General features: G+C 75.9%; 16 protein-coding genes. 8 read left to right on the top strand and 8 right to left on the bottom strand.

Going from position 1 to position 15,192, the window contains the following annotated elements; genetic code table 11:
- Positions 1–89: 89 nt before the first annotated feature.
- Complete coding sequence (locus FB458_RS00860) at positions 90–578, top strand: hypothetical protein (RefSeq protein WP_141845939.1); 489 nt, start codon at positions 90–92, stop codon at positions 576–578.
- 24 nt (positions 579–602) lie between these two features.
- Here the strand turns inward: FB458_RS00860 and FB458_RS00855 are convergent, their stop codons facing one another.
- Together FB458_RS00855 and FB458_RS00850 are read right to left on the bottom strand one after the other, a co-directional pair.
- Positions 603–893, bottom strand: coding sequence for a hypothetical protein (locus FB458_RS00855; protein WP_141845937.1), 291 nt, complete (start codon positions 891–893; stop codon positions 603–605).
- A 16-nt stretch (positions 894–909) separates the two neighbouring features.
- Positions 910–1,530, bottom strand: coding sequence for a TetR/AcrR family transcriptional regulator (locus tag FB458_RS00850; protein WP_246060997.1), 621 nt, complete (start codon positions 1,528–1,530; stop codon positions 910–912).
- Positions 1,531–1,600: 70 nt separating this feature from the next.
- Between FB458_RS00850 and FB458_RS00845 the strand changes: the two genes are divergently transcribed.
- On the top strand, positions 1,601–2,746 hold the full coding sequence (locus FB458_RS00845; RefSeq protein ID WP_141845933.1) for an acyl-CoA dehydrogenase family protein: 1,146 nt from the start codon (positions 1,601–1,603) through the stop codon (positions 2,744–2,746).
- Between the two features lie 81 nt (positions 2,747–2,827).
- On the opposite strand, the gene fabG is transcribed toward FB458_RS00845, so the two are convergent.
- The 4 genes from fabG to yczR form a co-directional block, all read right to left on the bottom strand.
- Complete coding sequence (gene fabG, locus FB458_RS00840; RefSeq protein ID WP_141845930.1) at positions 2,828–3,586, bottom strand: 3-oxoacyl-ACP reductase FabG; 759 nt, start codon at positions 3,584–3,586, stop codon at positions 2,828–2,830.
- A 100-nt stretch (positions 3,587–3,686) separates the two neighbouring features.
- Positions 3,687–4,685 carry an acyl-CoA thioesterase gene (locus FB458_RS00835; RefSeq protein ID WP_141845928.1) on the bottom strand — a complete coding sequence of 333 codons (999 nt, stop codon included), beginning with the start codon at positions 4,683–4,685 and terminating at the stop codon, positions 3,687–3,689.
- 52 nt (positions 4,686–4,737) lie between these two features.
- Complete coding sequence (locus FB458_RS00830; protein ID WP_170185521.1) at positions 4,738–6,030, bottom strand: GNAT family N-acetyltransferase; 1,293 nt, start codon at positions 6,028–6,030, stop codon at positions 4,738–4,740.
- A gap of 26 nt (positions 6,031–6,056) precedes the next feature.
- Positions 6,057–7,505: a MocR-like transcription factor YczR gene (yczR, locus tag FB458_RS00825; RefSeq protein ID WP_211355888.1), complete on the bottom strand. Its 1,449-nt coding sequence runs from the start codon at positions 7,503–7,505 to the stop codon at positions 6,057–6,059.
- Between the two features lie 62 nt (positions 7,506–7,567).
- Between yczR and yczE the strand changes: the two genes are divergently transcribed.
- Positions 7,568–8,224: a membrane protein YczE gene (gene yczE / locus FB458_RS00820; RefSeq protein WP_141845922.1), complete on the top strand. Its 657-nt coding sequence runs from the start codon at positions 7,568–7,570 to the stop codon at positions 8,222–8,224.
- 349 nt (positions 8,225–8,573) lie between these two features.
- On the opposite strand, the gene FB458_RS00815 is transcribed toward yczE, so the two are convergent.
- Positions 8,574–10,868: a RecQ family ATP-dependent DNA helicase gene (locus tag FB458_RS00815; protein ID WP_246060996.1), complete on the bottom strand. Its 2,295-nt coding sequence runs from the start codon at positions 10,866–10,868 to the stop codon at positions 8,574–8,576.
- A gap of 124 nt (positions 10,869–10,992) precedes the next feature.
- Between FB458_RS00815 and FB458_RS00810 the strand changes: the two genes are divergently transcribed.
- Genes FB458_RS00810 through FB458_RS00800 form a run of 3 tightly spaced genes read left to right on the top strand, consistent with a single transcriptional unit; the run spans position 10,993 to position 12,478 of the window.
- Positions 10,993–11,349 carry a VOC family protein gene (locus FB458_RS00810; protein WP_141845918.1) on the top strand — a complete coding sequence of 119 codons (357 nt, stop codon included), beginning with the start codon at positions 10,993–10,995 and terminating at the stop codon, positions 11,347–11,349.
- A 26-nt stretch (positions 11,350–11,375) separates the two neighbouring features.
- Positions 11,376–11,837: an acyl-CoA thioesterase gene (locus tag FB458_RS00805; protein WP_141845916.1), complete on the top strand. Its 462-nt coding sequence runs from the start codon at positions 11,376–11,378 to the stop codon at positions 11,835–11,837.
- Positions 11,834–12,478 (top strand): DUF8185 domain-containing protein, encoded by a 645-nt coding sequence (locus FB458_RS00800; protein WP_141845914.1) that lies wholly within the window; start codon positions 11,834–11,836, stop codon positions 12,476–12,478. Before FB458_RS00805 ends, FB458_RS00800 begins: the two co-directional genes overlap by 4 nt.
- Positions 12,479–12,511: 33 nt before the next feature.
- Here the strand turns inward: FB458_RS00800 and FB458_RS00795 are convergent, their stop codons facing one another.
- Positions 12,512–13,327 (bottom strand): glycerophosphodiester phosphodiesterase family protein, encoded by an 816-nt coding sequence (locus FB458_RS00795; RefSeq protein ID WP_141845912.1) that lies wholly within the window; start codon positions 13,325–13,327, stop codon positions 12,512–12,514.
- A 62-nt stretch (positions 13,328–13,389) separates the two neighbouring features.
- Between FB458_RS00795 and FB458_RS00790 the strand changes: the two genes are divergently transcribed.
- Together FB458_RS00790 and FB458_RS00785 are read left to right on the top strand one after the other, a co-directional pair.
- Complete coding sequence (locus FB458_RS00790) at positions 13,390–13,596, top strand: hypothetical protein (RefSeq protein WP_211355887.1); 207 nt, start codon at positions 13,390–13,392, stop codon at positions 13,594–13,596.
- Between the two features lie 419 nt (positions 13,597–14,015).
- A complete protein-coding gene (locus FB458_RS00785) occupies positions 14,016–15,179 on the top strand; it encodes a glycoside hydrolase family 6 protein (RefSeq protein ID WP_141845910.1) in 1,164 nt (387 codons plus the stop codon).
- The last annotated feature ends 13 nt before the right edge of the window (positions 15,180–15,192 follow it).

The following is a 15,192-nucleotide window of genomic DNA, read 5'->3' as shown; positions in this document are numbered from 1 at the left end:
TCCGCCACCCGAGCCCCGGCCCGGGTGGCGGATCTGCGCCGTCCGCTCGCCCGATGCGCGGGCGAGCACCGTCCTCCACACTGTGAGGCATGGGACACCTCCTGCTCGTCGTCGGCCTGGCCGTCGGCGTGCTCGGGGCCCTGGGCTGGCGCCGGCGTCGTGACGCCGGCGCGGCGCCCGACCCGACCCCGCCCGCCCAGGGCGTCCGGCGCCCCGGGGTCGGCCTCGACCCCGGTCTCGACGAGGCACTCACCGCCGTCCTCGACGCCCACGGCAGCCTCGTCGGCGACCTGCTCGAGCAGCGGCTGCGCGGCCTCGTCGCCCGCCAGGTGCCGGTCCGGGCCATCCGCCCGGCGCCGGGGGTGCGGACCGGCCGGGTCTGCTTCGCCGACGGCACCGTCGTCCTGGCCCGCAGCGCGCAGGGCGGCGAGCTGGCCGCCATCGCGATGGCGATGCACCGCAGCTCCATCCTGCTGACCGGCTACGCCCGCGACGGCGGCGTCACCCGGCTCGACCTGCGCGGTCGCACCGGCCAGCCGATGGCGCTGCTCGCCGTCGGTCTCGACCAGCCCGACTGAGGCGGCCGGGGCGGACCGGGCGGGTCAGCGCACGAACGCGACGAGCAGGGCCACCGCACCGAGCCCGACGACCAGGCTCCAGCGCCGCCACCAGTGCGGCTGCAGGTCCTGCCCCCCGAGCAGTCCGCGCGCCTCGACGGCCGACACCGGTCGGGTGGCCCACCCGTGCGGCGTCAGCGTCGACAGGGCGTACTCGTAGCCCCACGTCACGGTGAAGACGACCATAAGGGACACGTAGCGGTAGGTCCGCAGCACCGTGGTGTCCGGGGACACCTGCCGGTGCACCGAGCCGCGGCCCCACCCCCAGAACAGCACGTGCCTCTCCTGCTGCTCAGTGCTGCCGTGCGCCGACGAGGCGCGGCCCGAGGGCGGCGTACGTCTCGCCGATCTGGGCCGGGGTGCGGGCGATGTGGGGGGAGTACCAGCGGGCCACGTCGATGCACATCGACATCAGCGCGAGGGCGGTGTCGCGCACGTCGTCGACGGTCATCGACCCGTCGGCGCGACCCTCGCGCAGCAGGTCGCGCACGACCTCGTCGATCTGCTTGCGCAGCCCGAGCACCTCGTCGCGGTGGGCGGGGGTGAGGTGCGGGAACTCGTACTGGACGACGCTGGCGACCGCGTGGTGCTCCGCGTGCCAGGCGCTGAAGGCGCGCATGACGGCGGCCAGGCGGTCGGTGGGGGAGCCGGAGGTGGCGGCCGCGTCGCGGACGACCGCGAGGGCCTGCCCGTGCCCCTGGGCGCTGAGCGCGTGCAGCAGCTGCTCCTTGCTGGAGAAGTGGACGTAGACCCCGGCGGGGGACAGCCCCGCCCGGGAGGCGATGTCGCGGGTCGTCGTCGCGTGGAACCCCTTGGCGGCGAAGGCGCCGGCGGCGGCCTCGAGCAGCCGGGCGGCCGTCGTCGACGGCTCGTCGGGACCCCCGGGACGCTGCTGCGCGGTCGCGCTCGTCACGTTGACAGCATGCCCGACCCTCACGACACTAAGCAAGCGCTTAGTCAGTGGACCGAACCGGGAGGACCGCATGCCCCGCCACCTGTACGACGACGACCACGAGGCCTTCCGGGCCAGCGTCAAGGAGTTCGTCGACCGGACCCTCGCCCCGCGGGCGCAGGAGATGCTGGAGCTCAAGGCGATCCCGCGCGACGTCTGGCAGGAGGCCGGCAAGCAGGGCCTGCTCGGGCTCGACATCCCCGAGGAGTACGGCGGCGCCGGTGCCGGGGACTACCGGTTCAACGCCGTGGCGGCCGAGGAGATCGCGAAGGTCAACGCCGCGGTGTCCTCGTGCTTCGGCATCCACTCCGACGTCTGCCCGCCCTACCTCGTCGACCTCGGGACCGACGAGCAGAAGCAGCGCTGGCTGCCGGGGATCGCCTCGGGCGAGCTGGTCTGCGCGATCGCGATGACCGAGCCGTCCGGCGGCTCCGACCTCGCCGCGCTGAGGACGACCGCGGTGCGCGACGGCGACGAGTGGGTCGTCAACGGGTCCAAGACCTTCATCACCAACGGGTACGGCGCCGACCTCGTCATCGTCGCGACCCGCACCGACCCGAGCAAGGGCGCCAAGGGCATCACCCTCTTCGTGCTCGAGACGGGGATGGAGGGCTTCACCCGGGGCCGCAAGCTCGACAAGGTCGGCCAGGAGGAGTCCGACACCGCCGAGCTGTTCTTCTCCGACGTCCGCGTCCCCGACGCCAACCGGATCGGCGAGGAGGGCATGGGCTTCGTCGCGATGATGCAGCGCCTGCCGCAGGAGCGGATCGGGTCGGCCATCTCCAACACCTGGCACGCCGCGCAGATCCTGCAGGAGACGATCGGCTACGCCAAGGAGCGCAAGGCCTTCGGCCAGCCCATCGGCGCCTTCCAGCACAACAAGTTCCTGCTCGCCGAGCTCGTGACGAAGATCGAGGTGACGACGGCGTACGTCGACGACTGCGTCCTCGCGCACTCGCAGGGCCGGCTCACCGCGGTCGACGCGGCGAAGGCCAAGTGGTGGTCGGCGCAGGTGCAGAACGAGGTCCTCGACGCCTGCGTGCAGCTGTACGGCGGCTACGGGTTCATGAACGAGTACCGCGTCGCCCGCGCCTGGCGCGACGCCCGCGTGACGAAGATCTGGGCCGGATCGAACGAGATCATGAAGGAGCTCATCGGGCGCGACCTGGGCCTCTGAGGGCGCCGTACGGGAAGCGTCCCGGGCACGACAGGACGGCCGGACCCGAGCGGGTCCGGCCGTCCTGGGCTGGGCGGGCCGTCAGTCCTTGGGGCCGCCGGCGACGTAGATGACCTGGCCGCTGACGAAGCCGGCCTCGTCGCTGGTGAGGAAGCTCGTCGTCGCGGCGATGTCCTCCGGCTGGCCGACGCGCTGCACCGGGATCTCCTTGGCGGAGAACGCGATGAAGTCGTCGAAGGGGACGCCGATGCGGTCGGCGGTGGCCTTGGTCATGTCGGTCTGGATGAAGCCGGGGGCGATGGCGTTGGCGGTGACGCCGAACTTGCCGAGCTCGATGGCCAGGGTCTTGGTGAAGCCCTGCATGCCCGCCTTGGCGGCCGAGTAGTTGGCCTGGCCGCGGTTGCCCAGCGCCGACGTGGACGACAGGTTGACGATGCGGCCGAACTTCTCCTGCGTCATGTGGGCCTGGCAGGCCTTGCTCATGAGGAAGGCGCCGCGCAGGTGGACCCCGAGGACGGCGTCCCAGTCGTCGACGGTCATCTTGAAGAGCAGGTTGTCGCGGATGATCCCGGCGTTGTTGACGAGGATCGTCGGCGCGCCGAGCTCGTCGGCGACGCGCTGGACGGCGGCCTCGACCTGGTCGGCCTGGCTGACGTCGACGCCGACCGCGATGGCCTTGCCGCCGGCGGCGGTGATGGCCTCGACGGTGCCGGCGCAGGCGGCCTCGTCGAGGTCGAGGACGGCGACCGCGTGGCCGTCGGCGGCGAGGCGCTGGGCGACCGCGGCGCCGATGCCGCGCGCGGCTCCGGTGACGATGGCGGTCCGGGGGGTGGTGCTCACGAGTGGTCTCCTTCGCTGCGCCGTACGGCGCTCGGGGTGGAGCGGCGGTGCTCGTCGCCGATCGTACTGAGCGCTTGCTTACCTGCGCCCGGGTGGTGGGCTACGCCTCCTTGAGCCGCAGCATCCCCTCCTGGGCGACGGAGGCGACGAGCCGCCCGTCGGCGGAGAACATCCGACCCGTCGCGAGACCCCGACCGCCCTGCGCGGACGGCGACTCCTCGGCGTAGAGCACCCACTCGTCGGCTCGCGCGGGCCGGTGGAACCACATGGCGTGGTCGAGGCTGGCCGGGCGCAGCCGGCGGTCGGACCAGGCGATGCCGTGGCGGCGGATGACGGGCTCGAGCAGCGAGTAGTCCGAGGAGTAGGCGAGGACGGCGGCGTGCAGCAGCGGGTCGTCCGGGAGCCGGTCGACGGCCCTGAGCCACACGTGCTGGTGGGCGGCGCGCTGCCGGCCGGGCTCGAGGTAGAGGTTGCCCTCGACGTGGCGCAGGTCGATGGGGCGGGCCTGCGCGAAGGCCCGCGCCCGCGGGGACTCGGTGCGCTGGGCCAGCTCCCACAGGCTCGGCAGCGACTCCGGGTCCGGCGCCGCGGGCATCGAGTCCTGGTGGTCCATCCCCTCGGCCGGCTCCTGGAACGAGGCGATCATCGACAGGATGGGCTTGCCGTACTGGATCGCCTGCACCCGACGCGTCGAGAACGAGCGCCCGTCGCGCACCCGCTCGACGGCGAAGCGGATGGGGTGGCTGTCGTCGCCGGGCCGGACGAAGTAGCCGTGCAGGGAGTGGATCGGCCGCGGTGCCTCGCCGACGCCCTCGACGGTGCGCCCGGCGGCGACGACGGACTGCGCGAGCACCTGCCCGCCGAAGACGCGCCCCTGCGGCATCTTCTGGCTCTGCCCGACGAAGACCTCGGCGACGGACTCGCCGAGGTCGGACTCGTCGTCGCCGTCGACGCCCTCGAGGCGCACCCGGGCCTCGCCGAGGCGCTGCAGGTCGAGCACCGCGAGCAGCTCCGCGAGGGCGGAGTCCGGCGGGGCGAGCGGCGAGGCGTGCGACTCGTCGTACGGGGTCCTGGGCGGGGCGTCGGGCTCCTGGCTCACGGACGCGACCCTATCGACCCGACCGGTCGGCCCTCCTCGCCGCAGACCAGGGTCACCAGCCGAGCGAGCACGTCGGGACCGGACCGCCGTCGAACGCGCGGGCCACGCGCTCGAGCGCCGCGTCGCCGACGTCCGCGCGGCCCGCCGCACGCAGGGTGCGCAGGTCGGTCCCTCCGAGGACGAGCGAGCCGAGGACGTCGACCGGCAGGCGCAGGTCGGGCTCGTCGTCGGTGGTCGCCACCTCGGCCGCGCCGTCCCGGGTGGCCACCCGCCAGCGTCCCGCCGCGTGGCCCAGGTCGTCGGCGACGTCGAGGACGAAGGACGCGTCGGCCCCCCACGGGCGGGCGGCGAGCACGGCCGGGGGGTCGAGCACCCGCAGCCAGGTGCCGTCGTCCAGGCGGGTGGTGCGCACCGCACGGGGGTCGAGGACGGCGTGGTCGAGCGGGTTGTCGACCGGGGCGCGGTCCTGGCGGGCGCGGGTGACGAGGTCGAGGCCGGCCAGGAAGGCCCACAGCCGCAACGTGGTTCGCGGGTCGGCCGCCTCCAGGGCCAGGACCTCCACCTCGTGAGTGCGTTCCTGGGCATGCACCCGGTAGTGGACGGCGCCGTCGGGCTCCCCGTCCGAGCGCAGGTGCAGCGCGAGGCGCAGCGAGCGGTCCGGGCCGCCACCGGGCGCCCGGCGGCCGGTGAGCCGGGTCGTGTACGCGCCGTGGCGCCCGACCTCGCCCCGGGTGCGCGCCAGGTGCGCCCCGTGGACGCGCTGCACGGCGGGCCAGCCCTCGCCCGGGTCGACGAGGACCACGCGGCCGGTGTCGGCGGACCCGAGCGCGCCGGGGTGCATCGGCAGGCCGTCGGACAGGTCGACCTCGAGGGCGCGACGCCGCGTGGCCGGTCCGAAGCCGAAGCGGCCGTAGATCGTCCCCTCGCTGACGGTCAGCCCGGCCAGCGGCAGCCCCCGGGCGGCGGCGTCGGCGAGGTCCTGCGTGAGCAGCCGCCGGGTCAGGCCGCGGCGGCGGTGCGTCGCCGCCACGGTGACGTCGCTGACCATGTGCAGCGGCAGCAGCCGTCCGGCGCCCAGGTTGACCCGGCCGGTCCACGAGCAGAGCGTGGCGACGGCGTACGGCGACTCGCCCGGCACCCGGGCGCGGACCCAGGCCCCGCGCAGCCGCTGACCGTCCTCGCGCGCCTCGACGAGCCAGCTCGTGAGCCGGTCGTCGGGCAGCACGCCCTCGTGGAAGCCGCGGGCCACCCCCTGCAGCCACTGGGCGAGCCGCGGGTCGTCGTCGGGGGTGGCGGCGACGTGGAGGGTGTCGAGGTGCAGGTCGTCGTACGGGTCGGTGGGCACCCTCGCCACCCTAGGAGGACCGCCGCTCAGGCGACGATGACCGGCCGGGCGCTGCGGGCCGGGGTGCCGGTGACGGCGTCGTCCCAGGCGCGGGCGACGCGTCGTACGGCCTCGGTGGCGAGGTCGGGCGGGAGCGCCATCGGCAGGCGGCAGAACGACTCCAGGCCGCCGTCGACGCCGAAGGCGCTGCCCGGGGCGAGCCGCAGGCCGTGGGCGGGCGCGGCGTCGGCGAGGGCCGACGAGCGCGGCTCCGGCAGCCGGCACCACAGGCACAGGCCGCCCTCGGGGACGGTGAAGCGCCAGTCGGGCAGGTGCTCGGCGAGGGCGGAGACCATCGCCGCGCGGGACGCGCGCAGCTGCTCGCGGCGGCGGGCGAGCAGCTCGTCGCGACGGCGCAGCAGGGCGGCGAGGACGAGCTGCTCGACGACGGCGGCGCCGAGGTCGAGGGTGAGCCGGGCCTGCTGGAAGCGGCCGGTGTCGGCCAGCGGCACCCGCAGCCAGCCGACGCGCAGCCCGCCCCAGTAGGACTTCGCCGCGCTGCCGAGGGTGACGACGCGGTCGTCGTACGACGCCATCGGGGCCGGCATCGCGCTCTCCGGCCGGTCGAGGGCGAGGTCGACCGGGGTCTCGTCGACGAGGGCGGTGGTGCGGCGCCGGCGCAGGACCCGGGCCACCTGCTCGCGGGTCGGGTCGCCGACGAGGGTGCCGGTGGGGTTGTGGAAGTCGGGGACGAGGTAGGCGAGGCGGGCGGCGGACTGGCGCAGGGTGACGTCGAGGCCGTCGGCGTCGAGACCGTCCTCGTCGAGGGCGAGACCGACGGTGCGCAGACCGGCGCCGCGGATCGCCGCCATGGCGTTGGGGTAGCTCGGCGACTCGACGAGGGCCCGGTCGCCGGGGGAGCCGAGCGCGCGCAGGGCCAGACCGAGACCGGCGAGGGCGCCGGTGGTGACGAGCACCTGGCTCGGGTCGGTCGGCAGGCCGCGGGCGGTGTACCGCTCGGCCAGCAGCTCGCGCACCTCGGGCAGGCCGTAGGGGTGGTAGCCGGTGCCCGGCAGGTGATGGGGGAGGGCCGCCATGGCCTCTTCGTAGGCCTCGGCCAGCCCGGGCGTCGCGGCGTGCGCGGCGATCGTCAGGTCGAGGACGTCGGGGGCCAGGCCGTCGACGGGGCTGAGCGGGCCGCCGGGGACGGGGCCGGTGGGCAGGCTGACCACGCTGCCCGAGCCGCGGCGGGACTGCAGGTAGCCGCGCTCGCGCAGGACGCCGTACGCCGCGGCGACGGTCGTGCGGCTCACCCCGAGGGCGGCGGTCAGCTCGCGCTCGCTGGGCAGGCGGGTGCCGGCGAGCAGGCGCCCGTCGGCGACGAGGCGTCGTACGCCCTCGGCGAGGGAGCGGTACGCCGGGCCGTCGTCGGTGCCGCGGGGCGACCCGCCGGTGAGGAGGCCGGCGAGGCGGGGTGCGGAGACGGACGGGCTCATGCGGGCCACTGAACCATAAGTGGCTATGGAACGAAAGGCCAGTCGCGGGGTTGGATGGGACCATGACGCTGACCCGCACCGAGCTGACCCCGTTGACGACCCGGCAGCAGCTGACCGCGGGCCGCCTCGGGCGCCGCCTGCCGCAGCTCGTCGTAGGGCTGGCGGTCTACGGGATCTCGATGGCGATGATGGTCCGGGCCGACCTCGGGCTCGCGCCCTGGGACGTGCTGCACGTGGGACTCGAGTCGCGGCTGCCGCTGACCTTCGGGCAGGTCACGATGGTCGTCGGCGCCGTGGTGCTGCTGCTGTGGTGGCCGCTGCGGCAGTGGCCGGGCCTCGGGACGGTGAGCAACGTCGTCGTCATCGGGCTGATGAGCGACGCGGCGCTGTCGGTCCTCACGACGCCGGGGTCGCTGGTCGGGAGGCTCGTGCTGCTCCTCGCGGGGATCGTCCTCAACGGGGTGGCGGGTGGCCTCTACATCGGGAGCCAGTTCGGCGCGGGACCGCGCGACGGGCTCATGACCGGGCTGGCGCGGCGCACCCCGTGGTCGCTGCGGCTCGTCCGGACGGTCATCGAGGTCGCGGTGCTGGGCGTCGGCTGGCTGCTCGGCGGCACGGTGGGGATCGGGACGGTGGCCTACGCCCTGCTCATCGGCCCCGTCGTCCAGCTGGTCCTGCCGTGGGTGACCGTGTCGCTCCCTTCCCGCCCCACCCGCTGACCGGACTGCTGCGCAGAGGTGACGTCGACGTCACCCCGGGATCCGGACTGCTGCGGGGATGGGACGTCGATGTCACCCCGGGATCCGGACTGCTGCGGGGGAGGGATGTCGATGTCACCCCGGGATCCGGACTGCTGCGGGGGAGGGATGTCGACGTCACCGCGGCATCCGGGGTATTGCGCAGGAGGGGCGTCCCGGGTGCGCAGCAGTTCGGTGCGGGGAGGGACGTCGACGTCCCCCTTCCGCAGCAGTCCCGTTGGGGGGAGGGACCTCGACGTCCCTCTTCCGCAGCAGTCCGGTGTGGGGAGGGACGTCGAGGTCCCTTCTCCGCAGCAGTCCGGGCAGTGGGTCAGCCGGCGCTGGCGAGCGCGAAGGGCAGGACGGCGTCGGCGCCGGCCCGGCGCAGGGCGCGGGCGGCGACGGTCAGCGTCCAGCGCGAGTCGACGAGGTCGTCGACGAGCAGCACCGGACCGGACAGCGACGCCAGCCGGGCGGCGAGCGACGGCGGGACGACGATCCGCTCCCACACCCCCGCGAGCCGGAAGGCGCTGTTGCCTCCGGCCTCGTTGGTCGGGCCGCCGTGCGCGAGCGCGAGCTCGCCGAGGTCCTCGAGCCGGCCCAGCCGGGCCAGCTCCCGCGCCACCGAGGCGCCCAGCCCGGGCCGCGCCCGGGACGGTACGGCGACGACGGCGACCGGGCGCTGCGCCCAGTCCCAGTCGCGCAGCACCCCGGCGCAGGCGAGCACGAGCGCCTCGTCGGCGACGACGTCGGACACCGGTCGCGACGCAGGCTCCTCCGGGGGCGCCGCGACGGGCGCGCCCGCCGGCGGGTCGGCCCACGGGTCGCCGCCGCTCTGGTCCATCGGGTCGGGCGGCAGGTCCCACGGGTCCGGCGGCGGCTCGCCCCACGGGTCCGGCCCGCTCGGGGCCGGGGCGGGTGCCGCCGAGTAGAGCAGGTCGCGCAGCCGCTGACCCCAGCCGAGGTCGGTGAGCCGGGCCAGGACCCGGCCGGGCTGCATCGCCTCGTCCGGCGAGATCCGCCCGGACACGTCGACCCCGAGCCGCCCCATCCCCGTCGGCCACTGGGCGCGCGGCTCGAGCGGGACGCCGACCTGGCGCAGCCGCTCGCGGGCGACCCCGACGGCGGCCTCGGGGATCGTCTGGTCGACCCACGGCCCGGCGCACCGGTCGCACTTCCCGCACGGTGAGGCGGTGTCGTCGTCGAGCGCCCGCTGCAGGAACGCCATGCGACACCCGTCGGTCCGCTCGAACTCGACCATGAGCCGCTGCTCGCGCTCGCGGGCCTGCGACACGCGGGCGTACCGCTCGGCGTCGTACACCCAGTCCTGGCCGGTGGCGACCCAGCCGCCGCTGACCCGTCGGACGGCGCCGTCGACGTCGAGCACCTTGAGCAGCAGCTCGAGCCGGGTGCGTCGGACGTCGACCGCGGTCTCGAGGGCCGCCGTCGACATCGCCTTGGGCGAGGCCGACAGCGCGCGCAGGACGGCGTCGGCCTGCTCCTGGCGGGGCATCGACGCGGAGGCGAAGTACTTCCAGATGTCGCGGTCCTCGGGCCCGGGCAGCAGCAGCACGTCGGCGTGCGCGGTCGCGCGCCCGGCGCGACCGACCTGCTGGTAGTAGGCGACCGGGGATGACGGTGCTCCGAGGTGCAGGACGAAGCCGAGGTCGGGCTTGTCGAAGCCCATCCCGAGCGCACTCGTCGCGACGAGCGCCTTGACCCGGTTGTCGCGCAGGTCGGCCTCGAGCTGCTCGCGGTCGGCCGTGTCGGTGCGCCCGGTGTAGGCGCGGACGTCGTGGCCGGCCTGGCGCAGCGTCGCCGCGACGTCCTCGGCCGCGGACACGGTCAACGTGTAGACGATGCCGCTGCCCGGCAGGTCGCCGAGGTGCGCGACGAGCCAGGCGATCCGTTGCTCGGGCGCCGCCAGCGGAAGCACCCCGAGCCGAAGCGAGTCGCGAGCCAGCGGCCCCCGCAGCGTCAGCACGTCGTGCCCGCCGGCGCCGAGCTGCTCGGCGACGTCGGTGACGACCCGGGCGTTGGCCGTCGCGGTCGTGGCGAGCACCGGGGTGTCGGACGGCAGCGTCGTCAGCAGGTCGCGGATCCGCCGGTAGTCGGGTCGGAAGTCGTGGCCCCAGTCGCTCACGCAGTGCGCCTCGTCGACGACGAGCAGCCCGCACCGGCGGGCCAGGTCGGGCAGGTGCTCCTCGCGGAAGCGCGGGTTGTTCAGCCTCTCCGGGCTGACCAGCAGCACGTCGACCTCGTCCGCGGCGAGGGCCGCCGACACCTCGCCCCAGTCCTGCGCGTTGGCCGAGTTCATCGTCACGGCGCGGATGCCCGCGCGGGCGGCGGCGGCGACCTGGTCGCGCATGAGGGCGAGCAGCGGGCTGATGATGATGCTCGGCCCGGCCCCCTGCGCCCGGCGCAGCGCGGTCGAGACGAAGTAGACCGCCGACTTGCCCCAGCCCGTCCGCTGCACGACGAGCACCCGCTGGCGAGCGCCCACGAGGGCCTCGACGGCCTCGAGCTGCCCGTCGCGGAAGACGACGTCGTCGCGTCCCACCAGCCGCCGCAGGGCGGCGCGGGCGTCGTCGGCGAGGGCGGCGGTCGCGGCGGGGGAGGAGGTCACGCGACCACCGTACGGCGCCCCGCCGACAGCCCCGACCGCCCGTCCACAGGCCCGCCGAGGCCGGTCGACGGAAGCGCGACCACGCTCGCTGGCCGCTGTCGGCACTGCGTCGTACGGTTCCGGCATGCCGATCGCCCGCCGCCCCGTCGTCGTCCTCGACTGCCCCGACCCGCTGGCCCTGGCCACGTTCTACGCCGGCCTGCTCGGCGGTGAGGTGCGCGACGACGGCGACTGGGCCGAGCTGCAGCTGGGCGACTGGCCGCCGCTGAACTTCCAGCACGTCGACGACTACCGCCGCCCGTCGTGGCCGGGGCAGGACGCGCCGCAGCAGCTGCACCTCGACGTCGTCGTCGACGACCTGGACGCGGCCGAGGAGGAGACCCTGGCCCTGGGTGCGACGAAGGCGGAGCACCAGCCGGGCAGCAGCTTCCGGGTCTTCCTCGACCCCGCCGGCCACCCGTTCTGCCTCTGCGTCGACTAGGCTCGGCGGGCTGCGAGGATGACGCCATGGCCGAGCCCCCCAGCCCCGACCCCTCGCCGGACACCGTGGACGTGCCGCTGCGCTGGTCCGACATGGACGCCTACGGCCACGTCAACAACGTCCAGTTCCTGCGCCTGCTCGAGGACGCCCGCGTCACCGCGTTCGAGCGCTGGTTCGGCAAGGACCTGCTCGACCACGGCGTCCTCGTCACCCGCCACGAGATCGAGTACCTCGCGCCGCTGCCCTTCCGGCACGCCCCCGTCGCCGTCGACCTGTGGTGCACGCGGGTGACCGCGGCCGCGTTCGACCTCGCGTACGACGTCCGCGACCCCGACGGCGTCGGTGACCTGCACTACGCGCGCGCCGCGACCGGGCTCGTCGTCTACGACTTCACCCGCGCCGCGCCGCGCCGGCTCGCCGCGGACGAGCGCGACGTCCTCACCGCCCGGCTCGCACCCGCGCCCGCCTTCCGGTGGCGGCGCCCGTGACCTCCCTGCGGTTCGACGACGAGCGCGGGTACGCCGACTTCGCGACCTTCGTGCGCCGCGCCCGCACCGCCGACCCCGACGGGGCGATGCGGCTGCAAGCCGTCGGCGTCACCCTCGCCGCCCACGTCCAGGTCCTGCCGGGGCGCGGGCTGCTCGCCGAGGGCGCCGTCCTCGGGCTGCGCGCCAGCGCGCTCGCCGAGCCCGTCGACCTCGACGTCGTCGTCCCGCTCACCGCCCTCACCGACCGGCTGGCCCGGCACCCCGAGGGCGTCGAGCTGCCCGTGCCGCCGACGGTCGTGTCCGCCCCGTGGGCCAGCCTCGGCGCCCCGCGCTCGGGGTGGGAGCCGGTCGGCGAGGTGCCGGAGGACGACCTGCGCGAGGTCGCGACCGCCGGCATCGAGGAGGTCGCGGTCGGCTCGCGGACGGCCGACGGCGCCGCCGCCGGGGGAGCGCCCGCCCTCGCCGCGCTGCGCCAGGCCGTCTGGTCCCGGCTGACGCGGACCACCCCGCCCGTCCCCGCCGGCGCGGCCTTCGGCGCGCACGTGCTCGGCTTCCTCGCCCCCGGCGGCACGGCGCGGGTCCTCAGCGCCGGACGGTGGGTGCGCCTCACGGCCTCGTCCGGTCACGTCCTCGTGCGCTGACCCCGCCGCCGTACGACGCCGTACGGCACCGGCTCAGCGCCACTGCCCCCGGGCCAGGAGGACGTCCTGGAGGGTGTCGACCCGGTCGCTGACGAGCCCGTCGACGCCGAGGTCGAGCAGCCTCGTCATGTCGGCGGCGTCGTCGACGGTCCACACGTGCACCTGCTTGCCGAGCGCGTGGGCACGCTCGACGAGCCCCGGGGTGACGACCCGGACCGGCACGCCGCCGAGGTGGTGCACCTCCGGCACCTGCAGCGCGATCCCGGGCAGCGACGACGCCGCCCGGCGCAGCACGGGCAGCGGCGCGAACCGCAGCAGCGCCACCTCGCGCGGCCCGGCCGCCGTCGCGACCCGCCCGCCGCTGAGGCGCCGGAACTCCGCGAGCCGCTCGTCGGAGAACGACGCGACGAGGACCCGGTCCTCGGCGCCGTGCGAGCGGATCGTCTCCCACAGCGGGCGGGCCGCCCCGGCGGACTTGAGGTCGACGTTGAGGCGGGTCGTCGGCAGCTCCTCGAGCAGCTCGGCGAACCGCGGCACCGGCTCACGGCCGTCGATGCGGGCGGTCCGCACGGCCGACCACGGCAGCCGCGACAGCCGCCCGTGCCCGTCGGTGACCCGGTCGAGGACGTCGTCGTGGAAGGCGACGAGGTGCCCGTCGGCGGTGACGTGGACGTCGGTCTCGACGTACCGGTAGCCGAGCCCCACCGCGGCGCGGAAGGCGGCCAGGCTGTTCTCGATCCCGCGGTTCGGCCCCCAGGCGGCCCCGCCGCGGTGGGCGAGGGCGAGCGGGGGAGCGGCGAGGTACGGCCAGTCGTCCGCGCGGGTCGTGGGGGTCGTCGTCCGGGCCACGGGGTCACTGTGCCACGCCCCCCGGGTCGGGACCGGCCCGGGGCGTGGCGCACCATGGAGGGGTGAGCGACCTCGCCCCCCGCCCGTTGGCGGCCACCGGCTGCCGGCGCGAGTGCGCGTGGTCGGCGACGGGGGACACGCTCGCCGGGGAGCCGCTGTTCGCCTGCGCCGGCTGCGGATCCGAATGGGTCCGATCGCAGGAATGGACCCCGGTGGACTGGCAGGGCGAGGTCCCGGCCGCGGTCCTCACCGAGCGCGCCCGCGGCTGACGCCCCCCGGTCCGGCGCGCGCCACGGCGGCGCTCCGGGGTGCTTGCCGCTTGTCCGGTTTGTCCCTACACTGGACGATGTCGGGCCACCGACGCCGGTCCCCACCCCGGTCGTCGCCGACACCCCGTACGACGTCCCTCACCCGGCGACCGCCGCCCCGGTCCCGCTCCCGCTCCGACGGTCCCCACCCCGCCGAGCGACCTGCCCCCCACACCGCGCCCGGACCGTCCGGCGCCGTCACCCGACCCGCGCGCACCCCGCGCCGGATCGTCCGCCCTCGCGTCCCGCACCCCTGTGCCCGGGCGCCCCCGCACCGTCACCGCGCGAGCCGCACCCTCGCGCGCCCTCACCCCACACGAGGCCGAGCTCACCGGCCGCCGATCCGGCGCGCCCGCGGCCCCCCACGAAGGACACCCCACATGTCCCGCGTCCTCCTGCACCGCCCCCACCGTCCCCTCGCGCGCGCCGCGACCGTCGCGGTCCTCGCCACCGCCCTCGGCCTGCCGTTCGTCCCGAGCGTCGCGGCGGCCCCGACCGCCCCGCGCCCGACCGCCGCCGCGGCCGTCCGGGCCACCGTCGCCGTCCGGGCCACCGCCGGGGTCCGGCCCGTCGCGGCCGCCCGGACGGGCGCCGGCGTCCGCAGCGTGCGCGGCGTCGCCGTCGCGCCCGCCCCGGTGCGCCCCAACCCCCTGCTCGGACGCTCGCTCTACGCGGACAGCCAGGACTGGAGCACGACGCAGGCGATGCGGACCGGGAGCCTCAGCGCCGCCCGGCTGGCCCGGGTCCCGCAGGCCAAGTGGATCGGGCCCGAGGACCAGCCGGCCTGGATCGCCGACTACCTGGGCCGGGCCCAGGCCGCCGGCCGGCTGCCCAGCCTCGTCCTCTACGCCGTCCCCGGCCGCGACTGCGGCAGCTACTCGGCGGGCGGCTTCACGACCGACGCGCAGTACCTCGCCTGGGTCCGCATGGTCCGCCAGACCATCGCCGGCCGGCCCACCGTCGTCGTCGTCGAGCCCGACGCCCTGGCCCAGGGCTCCTGCTCCGGTCGGGCCGCCGACACCGCCGCCCGCGTCGCGCTCCTGGCCCAGGCGGTGGACATCCTCACCCGCGACGCCACGACCGCGGTCTACCTCGACGCCGGGCACGAGTGGTGGATGTCCGCCGCGACCGCCGCGAGCCGGCTCGTCGCCGCCCACGTGCAGAAGGCCCGCGGCTTCACCCTCGACGTCTCGAACTTCTACGCGACGGCCGGTGAGGTCGCCTACGGGCAGAAGGTCGTCGCCGCGGTCCGGGCCCTCGTCCCGACGGCCGACCCGCACTTCGTCGTCGACACCTCGCGCAACGGCAACGGCCCCGCCCCGACCGGTCCGCTCGACTGGTGCAACCCGTCCGGCCGCCGGCTCGGCGCCCTGCCCGGGGCGACGACCGGGACGCCCGGCCTCGACGGCTACCTGTGGGTCAAGCACCCGGGGGAGTCCGACGGCGCCTGCCGCCCGGGAGAGCCCGGCTCGGGGCAGTGGTACGGCGCCTGGGCCGACGACGTCCTCGTCCGCACCCTGCTCACCGGCGCCGTCCTGCCCTGACGGGCGGGCGGCC

This window comes from Lapillicoccus jejuensis (genome assembly GCF_006715055.1).
Lineage (GTDB): Bacteria > Actinomycetota > Actinomycetes > Actinomycetales > Dermatophilaceae > Lapillicoccus > Lapillicoccus jejuensis.
Note: the sequence above shows the minus strand (reverse complement) of the source record. Positions and strands in the feature narration are given on the sequence as shown.